Annotated in this window: 19 protein-coding genes; 13 read left to right on the top strand and 6 right to left on the bottom strand. The window is 69.1% G+C overall.

Annotation, left to right across the window (positions count from 1 at the left end; all coding sequences use genetic code 11):
* Window positions 1–370 precede the first annotated feature (370 nt).
* A complete protein-coding gene (locus tag GQF42_RS38140) occupies window positions 371–949 on the bottom strand; it encodes a TetR/AcrR family transcriptional regulator (protein ID WP_158927608.1) in 579 nt (192 codons plus the stop codon).
* A 90-nt stretch (window positions 950–1039) separates the two neighbouring features.
* On the opposite strand from GQF42_RS38140, the gene GQF42_RS38135 reads away from it, so the two are divergent.
* The gene (locus GQF42_RS38135; protein WP_158927606.1) at window positions 1040–1921 is read left to right on the top strand and encodes an SDR family oxidoreductase; all 882 of its coding nucleotides are present in this window, start codon (window positions 1040–1042) and stop codon (window positions 1919–1921) included.
* A gap of 137 nt (window positions 1922–2058) precedes the next feature.
* Here the strand turns inward: GQF42_RS38135 and GQF42_RS38130 are convergent, their stop codons facing one another.
* Window positions 2059–2502: an aldo/keto reductase gene (locus GQF42_RS38130; protein WP_233273837.1), complete on the bottom strand. Its 444-nt coding sequence runs from the start codon at window positions 2500–2502 to the stop codon at window positions 2059–2061.
* Window positions 2503–2623: 121 nt separating this feature from the next.
* Complete coding sequence (locus GQF42_RS38125) at window positions 2624–3256, bottom strand: MmyB family transcriptional regulator (protein WP_233273624.1); 633 nt, start codon at window positions 3254–3256, stop codon at window positions 2624–2626.
* A gap of 191 nt (window positions 3257–3447) precedes the next feature.
* Here GQF42_RS38125 and GQF42_RS38120 point away from each other — a divergent pair, with 191 nt between their 5' ends.
* From GQF42_RS38120 to GQF42_RS38110, 3 genes are all read left to right on the top strand, one after another.
* Window positions 3448–4113: a nitroreductase gene (locus tag GQF42_RS38120; protein ID WP_158927602.1), complete on the top strand. Its 666-nt coding sequence runs from the start codon at window positions 3448–3450 to the stop codon at window positions 4111–4113.
* A gap of 504 nt (window positions 4114–4617) precedes the next feature.
* Window positions 4618–4986 carry a DUF6479 family protein gene (locus GQF42_RS38115; RefSeq protein WP_158927600.1) on the top strand — a complete coding sequence of 123 codons (369 nt, stop codon included), beginning with the start codon at window positions 4618–4620 and terminating at the stop codon, window positions 4984–4986.
* Between the two features lie 486 nt (window positions 4987–5472).
* Entirely contained in the window at window positions 5473–6330 is an 858-nt protein-coding gene (locus GQF42_RS38110) for a SigB/SigF/SigG family RNA polymerase sigma factor (RefSeq protein WP_158927598.1), read from the top strand.
* Between the two features lie 40 nt (window positions 6331–6370).
* Here the strand turns inward: GQF42_RS38110 and GQF42_RS38105 are convergent, their stop codons facing one another.
* Window positions 6371–7327: an SRPBCC family protein gene (locus GQF42_RS38105; RefSeq protein WP_158927596.1), complete on the bottom strand. Its 957-nt coding sequence runs from the start codon at window positions 7325–7327 to the stop codon at window positions 6371–6373.
* Between the two features lie 3 nt (window positions 7328–7330).
* Window positions 7331–8182 carry a histone protein gene (locus tag GQF42_RS38100; protein ID WP_158927594.1) on the bottom strand — a complete coding sequence of 284 codons (852 nt, stop codon included), beginning with the start codon at window positions 8180–8182 and terminating at the stop codon, window positions 7331–7333.
* 140 nt (window positions 8183–8322) lie between these two features.
* On the opposite strand from GQF42_RS38100, the gene GQF42_RS38095 reads away from it, so the two are divergent.
* Genes GQF42_RS38095 through GQF42_RS38060 form a run of 8 tightly spaced genes read left to right on the top strand, consistent with a single transcriptional unit; the run spans window position 8323 to window position 12125 of the window.
* A complete protein-coding gene (locus tag GQF42_RS38095; RefSeq protein WP_158927592.1) occupies window positions 8323–8685 on the top strand; it encodes a gas vesicle protein GvpO in 363 nt (120 codons plus the stop codon).
* A 31-nt stretch (window positions 8686–8716) separates the two neighbouring features.
* Complete coding sequence (locus GQF42_RS38090) at window positions 8717–9196, top strand: gas vesicle structural protein GvpA (RefSeq protein ID WP_158927590.1); 480 nt, start codon at window positions 8717–8719, stop codon at window positions 9194–9196.
* 3 nt (window positions 9197–9199) lie between these two features.
* Window positions 9200–9913: a GvpL/GvpF family gas vesicle protein gene (locus GQF42_RS38085; protein ID WP_158927588.1), complete on the top strand. Its 714-nt coding sequence runs from the start codon at window positions 9200–9202 to the stop codon at window positions 9911–9913.
* A 12-nt stretch (window positions 9914–9925) separates the two neighbouring features.
* On the top strand, window positions 9926–10180 hold the full coding sequence (locus GQF42_RS38080) for a gas vesicle protein GvpG (protein WP_158927586.1): 255 nt from the start codon (window positions 9926–9928) through the stop codon (window positions 10178–10180).
* A gap of 20 nt (window positions 10181–10200) precedes the next feature.
* The gene (locus GQF42_RS38075) at window positions 10201–10632 is read left to right on the top strand and encodes a gas vesicle protein (RefSeq protein WP_158927584.1); all 432 of its coding nucleotides are present in this window, start codon (window positions 10201–10203) and stop codon (window positions 10630–10632) included.
* Window positions 10625–11467 carry a GvpL/GvpF family gas vesicle protein gene (locus GQF42_RS38070; protein ID WP_158927582.1) on the top strand — a complete coding sequence of 281 codons (843 nt, stop codon included), beginning with the start codon at window positions 10625–10627 and terminating at the stop codon, window positions 11465–11467. The genes GQF42_RS38075 and GQF42_RS38070 overlap by 8 nt, the downstream gene beginning before the upstream one ends.
* Window positions 11464–11697, top strand: coding sequence for a gas vesicle protein (locus GQF42_RS38065; protein ID WP_158927580.1), 234 nt, complete (start codon window positions 11464–11466; stop codon window positions 11695–11697). Before GQF42_RS38070 ends, GQF42_RS38065 begins: the two co-directional genes overlap by 4 nt.
* Complete coding sequence (locus tag GQF42_RS38060; protein WP_158927578.1) at window positions 11694–12125, top strand: gas vesicle protein K; 432 nt, start codon at window positions 11694–11696, stop codon at window positions 12123–12125. Before GQF42_RS38065 ends, GQF42_RS38060 begins: the two co-directional genes overlap by 4 nt.
* 85 nt (window positions 12126–12210) lie before the next feature.
* Here GQF42_RS38060 and GQF42_RS38055 read toward each other — a convergent pair whose 3' ends face one another.
* Complete coding sequence (locus tag GQF42_RS38055; protein WP_158931070.1) at window positions 12211–13176, bottom strand: LLM class F420-dependent oxidoreductase; 966 nt, start codon at window positions 13174–13176, stop codon at window positions 12211–12213.
* 244 nt (window positions 13177–13420) lie between these two features.
* On the opposite strand from GQF42_RS38055, the gene GQF42_RS38050 reads away from it, so the two are divergent.
* Window positions 13421–13594, top strand: coding sequence for a CsbD family protein (locus GQF42_RS38050; RefSeq protein ID WP_158927576.1), 174 nt, complete (start codon window positions 13421–13423; stop codon window positions 13592–13594).
* The last annotated feature ends 184 nt before the right edge of the window (window positions 13595–13778 follow it).

The raw sequence follows: 13778 nt of genomic DNA, 5'->3' as shown, positions 1-13778 counted from the left end.
TACACGGCACCGGGCCAGGGGGCGCTGTTCACGCCGAGCCGTGACGGGGCGCCGGCGCCGGCCCGCGCACGCCGCCATGGCCGGCTTCACCGACCAGCGGCGCCGGCTCCGGGCACCCGCCCCCGCGCCTGACGCGGCGGGCCTGTGGCCTCCGGCCGCGGATGGGCGGGCTCACGTCCTCGCGCCTCATGCCGGTGACGGCTGCCGCGCCGCCGCGCTGCCGGCCCAGGTGAAGGCCTCGACCTGTCCCGTGGCGTTCTTGACGGTGGACGGGACGCTTCCGGACGCGTCCTGGGCGAGGCGTTCGCTGCGGCGAAGCCACCCGTCCCGAGCGCACGGCCAGGCTGCCGCAACAGCAAGGTGGCGCAGATCAGCCCAGCGACGCGGTTGCCGCGCGCAGGTCCTCCAGGGCTGCCAGCGCATGAGGCGCGAGCCCTTCGGCATCGTCACGATCGCTTTCGGACCACCGGGCGTAGCCCTGCTTGAACGCGAGGACTCCCAGCTCGCCCGCGACATGCGCAGTCGGCCCGGGGACACCGCGGGCGATGAGCGCGGCTGTCATGGCGGCCGCGAGACCGACGCTCTTGAGGGCGTCGCGCTCCTGAAGTTCGGTGCTGGCTGCCACGGCTGCTTCGAGGCGGGGGCCGAGTTCGCGGTTCACCGGCCCCATGGCGCTCGATGCGCGCTCGAGACCGGCCGCCACCGCCTGAAGGGGGCTCGCGCTCGCAGGCGCCTCGGTGATGCCGTCGGCGAGCAGCCTGCCGAGCGTCTCCTGACCGGCGACCAGTAGCTCGCGCTTGTCGGAGAAGTACCGGAAGAAGGTGCTCTTGGTGACGCCGGCACGCTCGGCGATCTGCGCCACGGTGGTGGCGTCGTACCCCTGCTCGGTGAACAGGTCGACGGCCGCAACGACGAGTCGCTGGGACGCCCCTGGTTGCCATCTAGCCATGAGACCCAGGATAGGTGATGGGACTGTTGTCCCGTCACCGGGTAAGGTGGAGTGATGGGACAACAGTCCCATCACTTTCCGGGAGGACTCATGCACGTCTTCATCACCGGCGGCACCGGCACCATCGGCTCCGCCGTCGTCGCCGAAATGCTCGGCAACGGCCACTCCGTTCTCGCACTGGCCCGCTCGGACGGCTCCGCGCGGGCCCTTGAGAGCGCCGGCGCCAAGGTGCTGCGCGGAGACCTGGCGGACCTCGACGTCCTGCGGTCCGGCGCTGCACAGTGCGACGGCGTGATCAGTCTGGCGTTCGGCCGCGACTACAGCAGTCCGGATGCGCTCGCACAGGCCATCGCCGAGGAGAGCGCCGCTCTCGCCGCGCTGGGACGGGAACTCATCGGGAGTGACCGCCCGATCGTCACGGTCTCGGGTACCCCCTGGGTGCCGGGACGCGCCTCCACCGAGGCCGATCCGCTGCCCACCGGCGGACCGGTGGCCGGTCGAGGCCGGTCGGTCACAGCGCTGCTGGATCTCGCCTCGCGCGGTGTGCGCAGCATGGCCGTCCGCATGCCGCGCACGGTCCACAACGAGGGACAGGGCGGGTTTGCCGGCCTGTTGGTCGAGGCAGCGCGCCGCACCGGGGTTTCCGGCTACCCGGGCGACGGCACCCAGCGCTGGCCGGCCGTGCATGCGCTCGACGCGGCGGCCCTGTTCCGTCTGGTCCTTGAGTCCGCGCCGGCCGGGACGTCCTGGCACGCCGTCGCCGACGAGGGCGACGCGGTGCGGGACATCGCGACGGTCATCGGCCGGCGACTGGGCCTGCCGGTCGAGGAGGTTCCGCAGGAGAACTTCGGCCCGTTCGGCCCGATCTTCGCCATGGACCAGCCTGCGTCCAGCGCGCACACCCGCGATGCCCTCGGGTGGCAGCCGACACACGCCGGCCTTCTCCAGGACCTCGAGAACATTCGGCCCTGACGCGCTGCTCAGGATGCATCGAAGCGGATGCCACCTGGGAGATACCCGCAGCCGAAGTCGATCTCGTTGATCTTATGTACTCGACCGCATCGACGGGATCGTGGCCCCGGGGTGACCGTCAACCCCGCCGACAACAGCTACGGCGACCTCGAGCTACGGGTCGACGGGATCCACTGGGCTTCGACGACCTGGGAACCGGAGTAGGACGAGGATCCGATGTGCCGGATCTTGCCCTGGTGTACGAGGTCGGAGAGAGCGCAGAGGGTTTCGGCGACGTCGGTGTCCGGGCTGGGGCGGTGGACTTGGTAGAGGTCGATGCGGTCGGCGCCCAGGCGCCTGAGGGAGTTCTCAACCTCGCGGATGATCCAGCGCCTCGATTCTCCCCGGGAGTTGGGGGCGTCCTGGCTCTTCGGCATGAAGAACTTCTTCGCGACGGTCCTTGAGCGCCTTGCCGACGATCTCCTCCGAGACCCCGCCGGAGACACGCCCGCGGTGTCGATGAAGTTGATGCCGGCGTCGAGGGTGCGGTGGATGATCCGTACCGAGTCGGCCTCGTCTTCGTTGCCCCAGGGGCCGAACATCATCGCGCCCGGGCAGAGCGGGCTGCCCTGGACGCTGGTGCGTCCGAGCGGTCGGTAGTGGGTGAAGGTGTTCTCCTCGTGGTGGTTCAGTCGTTGTGCGAGGGGGCGACCGTGCCGGTGCTCACCCAGCCGGCGAGGAGGCTGAGGGCCTCGCGCTGCGGCGAGTCCGGTGCGGGGTGCGGAAGTTGAGGCGGAGGCCAGGGTCGGCCGGCAGATCCATCGCCTCGTAGGGCAGCGCGAGATCGCCGACGAGCGGGGGGTGAAGGCGCTTCACGCCGGAGCGGTGGATCTTCACGTCGTGGCGGGCCCACCGGCGTGCGAACTCATCGCTCCTGGTTGTGAGTTCTCCGATCAGGTCGGTCAACGCCCTGTCATGGGGTGCTCGCCCTGTCTCGGAGCGCAGGAAGGCGACGGAGTCGTCGGCACCCTTGTCCCAGTCGGTCCGGAAGTCCCGGCCGGCGGGGTCCAGAAACAGGAAGCGGGCGGTGTTGACCGGCCCCCGCCGGGCGAACAGCGGGGAGTCGAAGGCCGGTGCGTACAACGCCCGGCCGAACGCATTGGCGGCGAGGACGTCGCACCGTGCGTTGCGTACGTACGCCGGGACGTCGGTCATCGAGTCGAGCAACTTGGCGCAGTCGGCGACGACGCTCGCGAGGTCGAGGGTGCAGTGGGCCGGGTCGGCCAGGAACTCCTCCAGCGGCGCGCCGTTCGTCTCTGCTGTCGTCTCTCCACCACCCCAGGACCGGTCGTCCATCCCGGGCACCTCATGGGATCTGCCCTGCCACAGGGTCCGAGTTCCCCCTGGCCCGCACCCTCACCCACAGGCGCCTTGTTTCCGCTTCGCGGAATCAATCGCGCGGCCGTGGCCCGGCGGCTCCCGGCGATACTCGGTGCTGACCGATGAACACAGCGGTGAGGCCCGGATGAAGGGGAGGACGCGAGGACGTGGATGTGTACGAGGCCGTGGACAGCCGCCGGGCCGTGCGGGCGTTCAGCGACGAGCCGGTGGCCAAGGAGATCCTCGAACGAGTGCTGACCGCAGCGACGCGGGCTCCGTCCAGTGGGAACCTCCAGCCGTGGCATGTGTATGTCGTGACCGGCGAACCCCTGGCCGAACTCAAGAGACGCGCGACGGCCAGGGCACTGGCGGGAGACCCGGGTGACGAGCGGGAGTATCCGATGTACCCGGACGAACTGACCTCGCCGTATCTGGACCGCTTCTCCGCGGCGGCGGCTCAGCGGTACCAGGCGCTGGGAATTGAGCGCGACGACCCCGAGCGGCCCAAGAAGATCGCTACGTTGAACTCGGAGGCGTTCGGGGCACCGGTCGTCCTGTTCTGCTACCTCGACCGGACCATGGGGCCCGGACAGTGGGGTGACGCGGGGATGTACCTGCAGACGGTCATGCTGTTGCTGAGGGCGGAAGGGCTGCACAGCTGCCCCCAGGTGATGTGGACCATGTACCGCAAGACCGTCGGCCGAACTGTCGGCGCCAATGACGAGCGCGTACTGTTCTGCGGCATCTCGGTGGGTTTCGAGAGGGAAGGCGTGCCACGGCTGCGCACCGGGCGGGCGGACATGGCGGAGACGGTGAGCTTCATCGGAGTGTGACCGCTGGACGTCAGGGATGGCCAGGACAGGCCCTGAGCCTGACGTTTCGTGGGGCCGGGATGATGTGCCGTGCGGTGCAACGGCAGGCTGATCCCGGGAGTGTTATGGGATGTGCCGCATGGGGTACGGATGGCGGCGTGGGTGGCCGGGGCGGCACGGTGGCGAAGGCCGTGCCGCCCGGGCGCCACTCACCTCACCCGTACCTCACCGGTCCCGTCGTCGACCGGCACGGGGTGCCCGTTTCGTGCATAAATCACGGTCAGTGCCTCACGCACCACCGCGCGCACGGGCTTTGGCCCGGCATGGCCACGTCGAGGGGCCGGTGCCGGTTGGGGTCCCAGGCGTCCGCCGGACCAGCCCACCTCACACCGTGACGTCATGAGGACATCACCGGCAGCTGTGATGCCGTCACCGCGGGGATGCCGAAGCAGGGATGGCAGGAATCGGCACCGTCCGTGCCGCGTCCGGGTATGGCACGTCAGGGCGCCGGGTACTCGGCGTCCCATGAACACGACACAGGAGCAAGTGGCCGCCACCGGCTCGGCGGCGGGGGTGGTGGCCATCGCCGTCTGCGGTCTGTTCGTCACGGCCGCACTGGTGGGGGCCGTACGCCTCGGGATCCGGGTGCGCAGCCGGGAACCCGCTCCCCCTGGGCGCTCGGACCATCCCCGGTTGCCCCGTTCGGGACCGGTGCGTGAGGAGCGGGAGATGCGCGAGCCGAACGAGGTGCCCCGGACTACGGTGAAGGGCGACGGCCTGACACCCCACCAGCTCGGGAACGCCCCCAGCAGGCCCAGTCCTGAGCGGACCCGCCCTCGCTGGCAGCCCGGCTCCGGCGGATCGTTCGGAAGCGGGGGCAGCGGCGCGACGTAGCGTGCCCCGGCATCATCACGGCCGGACACGATGATCCCGGCCGAAGGCAGCCAAGAGTATGCCGCGGACCGGATCGATGTCCGGCCGGGTGTGCAGCGCGCGCTGCAGCTGCACGGCCTCGGTCTTGCAGGTACCCGTCGTCGGTGTCCTCGCACGGAGGTCCCGGCGTCGGGGCGGGTGTTGCGGTGCGGTCGTGCGCGGGGAGCAGAGGGCGTCCGTCGGCTGTCGGTGAGGACATCGACCAGGAGCAGCCTCGCCCCGGCGATGCCCGTTACCGCGGATGTGTGGTTTGGCAGCGGGATCGAAGGGCAGCCGAGCCTTCGTGCTTCGGAACGGAGGCGCACGCCCAGTGGGAGCCCGACTGTCCGGTACTGTCCGGCGGCCTCGGCGGCTCCTCTGCGGCAGACCCTGACCGCACTGTTCGGGTCGGCCCCTGGAACACCGTCTCAGAGGGCCGCCCCGAGAACCGCTCAGGAGGCCATCCGCATGCTGACCTACACGTCGACGAGCCGTCCCACCACACCCGAGACCGGGGCCGCCACCACCTCGCCCGCCACTCGGCGGAGCCACCACCAGGCCCCCGACACCGCGGCACTGTTCGATCGGCTCGTGGAACTGGACGACGGCCCCGAGCATGAGGTCGTGCGCGACGCACTCGTTGCCGCCTGGCTGCCCATGGCCCACCGGATCGCCGGCCGTTTCCGTGACCGTGGTGAGCTGCTGGAGGATCTGCGTCAGGTGGCCGCCCTCGGCCTGGTGAGGGCCGTGGACCGGTACGACCCCTCCCGGGGGGCTTTCGAGAGCTACGCCGTGCCGACCATCACCGGTGAGGTCAGGCGGCACTTCCGGGACCGGATGTGGGCCGTCCGGGTGCCGCGCCGGGTGCAGGAACTGCGCAACCGGGTGCGGCTGGCCCGCCGGGAGCTGGCACGGCGGCCCGGTGCTGCCGAGCCCACCACGGCCGATGTCGCCGCCCACACCGGCCTGACCGAGGAGGAGGTGTCAGCGGGCCTTGAGGCGCTGGAGAGCTTCAGGGCCCTGTCACTGGACGCTGAACTGCCCACCGGTGACGAGGGATCCCGCCTCGCCGACACCCTCGGCGCCGCCGACGCCTCGTACGACGTGGTGGTGGACCGTGAGGCGGCCAAGGCGGGCCTGCGCCGACTGCCCGAACGGGAGCGGGCCATCCTCTACATGCGGTTCTTCGAGGACGCGACGCAGAGCCGTATCGCCGATCGGTTCGGCATCTCCCAGATGCACGTCTCCCGGCTGATCAGCCGCAGCTGCGCCCGGATCCGCGCCGAAGCCCTGGCGGAGCGGCCCGGGGACCGCCGAGCGCAATGACACCAACTGCCCTTGACCACGCGTCAGGGTCGCTGTGGTCTCATGCCTCTTCGCCTTCGTCTTCGTCTTCGTACTCCTCCTCGCCCTCCTCCTCTTCGTCCTCGTACTCGCCCTCCGGTGCCTCTTCCTCATCCTCGTCGAACTCCTCCTCGGGCTCTTCTTCCTCGTAATCCGCTTCTTCCTCCTCCAACGCCTCCTCGTGGGTGCGCACCACCTCGCCGTCGCGGATCTCACCGCGCCAGCCGTCGGCGTCCTCGTCGGAGAGTGTGACGTAGCGCTGGAAGTTCTTGGCATCAAGCCGCAGCCGGCGTCCCTGGGCGCGCCACAGGTTGCCGGTCTTCTCGAAGAAGCCGGAGGGGTAGTACTCGACGACCAGCACGATGTGCGTGAGTGTGGGCGTCAGTTCGTGGAAGCTGACACAGCCACGGGTACTGCCCTTGGCCCCGTCGGAAGTCCACATGATGCGCTCGTCCGGGATCTGTTCCTGGACAGTGGCCTTCCAGGAACGGGTGGACGGCCCCACTTTCACCTTCCAGTCGCTGCTGGTCTCGTCTCCCTGGGACACGCTGCGCACGCCCTTGGTGAAGGAACTGAACTTCTCGAACCGGGTCCAGTGGTCGTAGGCGACGCGTACGGGGACGCCGACATCGAGGTGCTCGATGATGTTCGTGACCTTCGGGGTGCCGGACTTGCGGCCCTTACCGCCGCCGAACAGGCTCGATGCCTTTTCTGTGACACTGTCCTTGATGCTCTTGGCCTTCTCGCCGAGCAGAGCCTTGATCGGCGAGTCACCCTGGAGGACGCGGGCTCCGACTTTCGGGAGGACCCCGCCGTTCTCGGCCACGTCCAGCAACTGGTCGGTCAGGCCTTCCACTTTGTCGCCCGCCACGTCCGCGAGGCGCTCAACCTGGGCGCCGAGGTAGTCGACGAGTTCGTCGCGCAACCGGTCGAGGCCGGAGAGCTCGTCCTGCTCGGTCTTCCGTGCCGTCCTGGCCATGGCCTACCTCCGCCGTGTGGACGCCTTCTTGGACGCCGTCTTCTTCGGGGTGGTCTTCTTCGGGGCGGTCTTCTTCGCCGTGGACTTTCTCGCCGTGGTCTTTCTGGCCGGCGCAGCGGTCTTCTTCGCGGTCGCCCTTCCCGCCGGTGCCGCGGTCTTCTTCGCCGCGGGCTGCTTGGCCGGAGCCGCCCTCTTCCCGGCCGTCTTCTTCGCGGGCTGTGCCTTCTTGGCAGTGGCCTTGCGGGCCGTTGTCTCACGGGCCGTTGCCTTGCGCGGCGCGGGTCGTGTGGACGGCCGCTCGGCCGTGCGGCGCCGCCTGGAGGGCGCCTGCTCCGCCTCTTCGGCCCCGCGGGTGGGACGTCTGCGCTGTGACGTGGGTTTCTTCGCGCGCGGCTCTTCCTCCTCCTCTTCCTCCTCCTCTTCCTCTTCCTCTGCGTCTTCCGTCTCGTCCTCGGGCTCCTCGCCCTCCCAGTCCTCCTCGCTCTCTGCTTCCTCCTCCTCGGGTTCTTCCTCGTCCTCTTCCCGTTCTTCCTGGTCCTTCTCGCTGCCGATGCGGGCGGTCCGTTCGTGCAACACGTCCGCGAGATCTGCGAGTTTGCGATCCGCCGCCGCGGCGAGGGCCTTGCGGCCGGCGTCCTTGAATTCGCCACGTACCTGGTCGTTGAGGTCGGCGACCTGAGGCAACTCCTGGAGTCTGCGCAGGCCTTCGGTGAGCAGTTGCTGGGGTTCGAGGCCGAAGCGGCGGCCCGCGAGGTAGGTGGCCAGTCCGAAGGCGAGTCGCCCCTTCTTGACGCGACCGAGGACGTAGCCACCGGCGACAGCGGCGGCGACAGCGATCTTCGTCGAATCTTTCATCGGTCATTCCCTCCGGCGGGCCGCTGCACAGCCGCATGGCGGCATGCGGCCGGTCCGTTGCTGCCCGTTTTTAGGTGTATATGTTGAAATAGTACGTTTGAGTGACTGGGGAGCGCCGCTCCAACGACGGAGTTGGGAAGATGGCCGCGTCAGAGAAGGACCGCACAGGCAGTGGCAGGAGAGTCTCCCGCAGTGACGACACTGCACGCCGCCCGGCCGACAACAAGGCCCGGAAATCCAGCAAGCGCACGGCGGCGTGGGCCATGCGGTCGGCGGCAAGTCAACTGCAGGAACTCCTCGGGCGGGCTCCCGAATCGGTATCGGCCATCAAACGGACCGAAGACGGATGGGAGGCGGATGTCGAGGTACTCGAACTGGAGCGAGTCCCCGAGACGACCAGCGTGCTGGGCAGCTACCACGTGACGCTGGACGAGGAGGGCGACCTGCTGGCGTACGAACGGACCCGCCGCTACACCCGCGGCCAGATCGACCGGCGCCGCTGATCCGTACAAGGGGGTGGTGAAGGGAGGCGCCATGACCGTGGTACCGCAAGGCGGGGGCAGCATCTCGCGTGGAAGCACGAGCAGCCTGTACGACGTCCTGGACCTGATCCTCGACCGGGGCCTCGTCATCGACGTGTTCGTCCGCGTGTCCCTCGTCGGCATCGAGATTCTCAAGATCGACGCTCGCATCGTCGTGGCCAGTGTGGACACCTACCTGCGCTTCGCCGAAGCCTGCAACCGCCTCGACCTCGAATCCGGCAACAAACAGCCAACGCAGCTCACCGATCTCGTCGGCGAGATCACCGAAGGTGGGGCCGAAGGCAAGTCCAAGGGGGCCCTGACGGGCGCAGTCGAGGCGGTCAAGGACACCCTGACCGGCGACGGCGAGGAAGAAGAGACGGAGGAGAACGACGGGAACGAGGAAGACGATCAGGAGGAGGTCGCATACGAGGAGGAGCCCAGACAGCAGCGCCGCCGGGCCAGGAGAACGTCTCGGCGGGAGAGGGAGTGACCCATGGCCGTCTACGTCTACTCCATCACTTCGAAGAGTCACCCGATGCGTCTGGATGGCCTGCGAGGTGTCGGGGACCCTCCCGGCCCGCTGCGGTCTGTGACGGCGGGAGTGCTGAACGCGGTCGTGAGTGACGCCCCCGAGGATCTGCGTCCCAGGCGCCGCGACGTCGCGGCGCATCAGGAGGTCCAGGAACGACTGATGGCCGACGGCACGGTGTTGCCCCTGCAGTTCGGGATGACCGCCGAGAACGACGACGCCGTGCGCGGTGCGCTGGAAGACCGCGCGAGCGAGTACGAGCAGCGGCTGCAACACCTGAAAGGCGCCACCGAATACAACCTGAAGGTCTCCTGGGAGGAGAAGGCGTTGCTGCGCCGGATCCTCCGGGAGTCGCAGGAGGCTCACGAACTCAACGAGGCCACCCGCGGCGGCTCCGGCACCCCTGAGATGTCGCTCGCGCTGGGTGAGCTGATCGCGCAGGAGGTTGAGGCACGACAGCAGGCGCTCGCCTCGGGAATCGTCGAGGCCCTGCGACCGTACGCACGCGAGGAGAGCATCTCGTCGCCCGGCGGGCAGGACTTCCTCAATGTCTCCTTCCTGGTGGAGGAGGCCCAGGAGGAGATGTTCCTGGCCACGCAGATGAGCCTGGCCCACCAGTTGGGCGAGGACTGCAAGCTGCGGCTGCGCGGACCGCTGCCGCCGTACAGTTTCGTCTGAGAGGTGCAGCTCATGGGCCTGGTCAACCAGATCCTCACTTTGCCGCTGGCGCCGGTGCGGGGCGTGGGCTGGGTCGTCGACCGGGTGATCGAGGCGGCCGAGCGGGAGTACTACGACCCCGAGCCCGTACAGCGTGAACTCGCCGCACTGGAGCACGCGCTGCTCGAGGGCCGCATCGACCAGAGGACCTTCGACGAGTGCGAGGACCGGCTCCTCGACCGTCTTGAGGAGATTGTCGCCTACCGGCGGGGCCAAGCCGCTCCCTGAGCGGGAATCCAGGTGGCCGTATGACAGATCCCCTCACCAACCGACCGCGACCGTACCCCTCGCGGGCCGCGACCCCGTACGGCTACGGCCAGGGCTCCAGCGCGAACCTGGCCGACATCCTCGAGCGTGTCCTGGACAAGGGGATCGTCATCGCGGGGGACATCCGGATCAACCTGCTGGACATCGAACTGCTCACCATCAAGCTCCGGCTCATCGTCGCCTCCGTCGACAAGGCCAGGGAGATGGGGATCGACTGGTGGGAGCACGATGCCTCGCTGTCCTCCCGAGCCGGCGAGAGTGCGCTGGCCGAAGAGAACAGGCGCCTGCACGCCGAGATCGAGGCACTCAAGGAAGGACGGGAGTTGTCGCCTCGCGAAGAGCAGCCGCCCGCCGGACGGTCCCGCACCCCGCGGTCCTCCACCCGACGCAGGAGCGGGGCGAGCGATGACTGAGTCGGTGTTCTACGCCTACGCCGTGGTGCGCAACGCGGCGGGCCTCGACACGGCTCTGGAGGGCGTGGTCGGCGTCGCGGGTGCGCCGGTCCACATGGTTTCGGAGGGGCCCGGGAGCGATCTCACCGCCGCCGTCAGCCCCGTGCCCGCCGAGGAATTCCAGGAGCGTGCCCTGCGCCGCCACCTGGAGGACCTGGACTGGCTGGAAGCTGTCGCCCGCGCCCACCACAGCGTGATCGAGGCCCTGGCCGCGCACACCACCGTGCTGCCGCTTCGACTCGCCACGGTGTACCTCGACGACGGGCGGATACGGGCGATGCTGCACGAGGACGCGGAATTGTTCTCGCAGACCCTGCAGCGCCTGGCGGGACAGCTCGAATGGGGCGTGAAGATCTACGTGGAGCCGCAGCCGGACACCCGGCGCCCCGGCCCGGCGAGCGCTGCCGGCTCGGCGAGCGCTGCCGACACGACCGCCGACACCGGCCCGGGCCGGGCCTATCTGCGGGCCCGCCGCGCCCAGCGGCACTCGCGCGAGGAGTGCTACGAGGCCGCCCGGGAGGCTGCCGAACGGGTCGAGTCGATCGGCCGCGCCATGGCGACCGACCACGCCCGGCACCGGGTGCAGCAAGGGGAACTCGCCACGGGCGCCGGGGAGAACGTCGTCAACGACGCCTATCTCCTCACGCACGAGGCCACGGCGGAATTCCGCAAGCGGGTTCTCGACGCTGCCCACGGACTGCCCGGCGTACGGATCGACGTCACCGGCCCCTGGGCGCCGTACTCCTTCGTCGCCCCACCGGGCACGGAGGACCCGGCAACGGACCGGCCGCCATGAACGACACACAGCGGCCGTCCGGGGCCGAGCCACTGGCACAGAGCCAGGTGGCCCTCATCGACCTGCTCGACCGCCTGCTGAGCGGCGGCGTCGTCCTCACGGGGGACGTGGTGCTGTCGATCGCGGACATCGACCTGGTCCGCATCTCGCTGCGGGCCCTGATCGTTTCCGTGAGTGCCCGCAACCCGTCACCGTGGCAGACCCCGGCACTCCCCGAGGACGCACCATGACGGGCGCGGCCGGCGGCCGGCTCCCCGATCCGCCCGACCGCCTGGGCGAGGTCGCCGACGCCGCCGCCCGGGCGTTCCGACTGCTACCGGCGGTACCCGACGACATCGGACCAGCCCGTCGGCAGGCGTCGCCGCACCCCGCCCGCCGTATCAGCACTGATCCCGACACCGTCGAACGCGACCTGATCAGGCTCGTCCTCACCCTGGTCGAACTCCTGCGGCAGCTCATGGAGCGTCAGGCGCTGCACCGCGTCGACCAGGGTGACCTCACCGAGGAGCAGGAAGAGCGCCTGGGCACCACTCTCATGATCCTCCACGACCGCATGAGCGATCTGTGCGCCCGCTACGGCCTGACCATGGAGGATCTCAATCTGGACCTCGGCCCGCTCGGCACACTCCTGCCGCCCGGTTCTGCCGACGGACCATGAGGATGAGGGCGGTGACATCCCTGGTTCCCGCCCCTTCCCGGGCACGGCGGCCATGGCGACCGTGCCCGGCCCGGGTGCCGCCGGGTCAGAGTTCACGCAGTGCGGGCAACAGCGTCTTCTCCGCCCAGTCGAGATAGCGCAGCTGTGCGGCGCCGCCGACCTGGACCAGGGCGATCTCGGTGAAGCCCGCCTCGACGTAAGGGCGCACGGCCTCGGCGAAGACCTCCGGATCGTCCCCACAAGGGATCGAGTCCGCAACATCCTCCTCGCGTACATACGCGCTCGCGGCAGCGAAGGCCGCGGTTCCGGGAAGTTCGGCGTTGACCTTCCAGCCGCCGCCGAACCAGCGGAACTGCTCGTGCGCCCGGCGCACGGCCTCACCACGGTCCGTGTCGTAGCAGACCGGCAGCTGTCCGACACACGGCTTGCCCGTCCCGCCGTTCTCTTCGAAGGCGGTGACAAGGTCCGGGTCCGGCTCGACGGCGATCATCAGGTCGGCGGCACGGCCCGCCAGCGCACAGGAGCGCTGCCCGGAGACCGCCACGCCGATGGGTGGAGGACTGTCGGGCAGGTCCCAGAGCCTCGCGGACTCCACGTCGAAGTGCGTGCCGTGGTGGTTGACGTAACCACCACCGAACAACGCCCGGATGATCTCGACCGCCTCGGCCAGCATCTCCTGGCGTACGTCGACGGCAGGCCAGCCGCCGCCCACGACATGCTCGTTGAGGTTCTCTCCGGAGCCCAGTCCCAGCCGGAAGCGGCCGCCGGAGAGCAGCTGCATCGTTGCGGCCTGCTGTGCGACGACCGCCGGGTGGTATCGCATCGTCGGGCAGGTCACGTATGTCATCAGAGGGATCTGCGAGGTGGCCTGCGCGGCTGCGCCCAGCACGCTCCAGGCGTACGGCGCGTGCCCCTGCTCGTCCAGCCACGGAAAATAGTGGTCGGACGTCACCGAGAAGTCGAAACCGGCCTCCTCGGCCCGGACGACATGCGTCACGAGGTCGCGTGGGCCGGCCTGCTCAGTCATCATCGTGTAGCCGAATCGCACCATACGCATCGGGTTTCCCGCCGCGCGCCGAGGAAACGACATCGGGCGGTCAGCCACCGCGGGTCCGACCCGGCGGGTCGCAGTGCAGTTGACGCTTTCAAATCTTCAGTCATCAACGGACAGGACCCTGACAACCAGGGCACTTCGCCAGGTCACCGAATCGAGGCCGCGAGCGTGTTTCCCTTCCGGATCAGGGTACTTTAGATGGGTGTCCGGGATTCCTACGGGGGAAGGAGAGTGAACGACAATGGCCGGATCGCAAAAGGCCAAGGGTAAGATGGAGCAAGCCACAGGAAAGGCCAAGGAGGCCGCGGGCCGCGCCGTGGGCAACGAGCAGCTGACAGGCGAGGGCCGGGCCAAGAAGGCGAAGGGCGCAGCCCGCCAGGCCAAGGAGAAGACGAAGGACATTTTCAAGGGCTGACGCGGCACGTTATGAGCGGGATCCCTCTTCCGTATCACGGGATCCCGCTTCCTTTGTGTCGTCATGTCGTCCACGTAAGTTGCGTCGCCCACGTAAATTTTGTCGTCATGTTGCCCACGGAAGTAAGATCCGGTGTTGGGCGGGGGCGCTGCTTTTCGGGTTCCGGGAAAACGTCGGCTCGTAC

Origin of the sequence: Streptomyces broussonetiae, from assembly GCF_009796285.1 — a bacterium.
Lineage (GTDB): Bacteria > Actinomycetota > Actinomycetes > Streptomycetales > Streptomycetaceae > Streptomyces > Streptomyces broussonetiae.
Note: the sequence above shows the minus strand (reverse complement) of the source record. Positions and strands in the feature narration are given on the sequence as shown.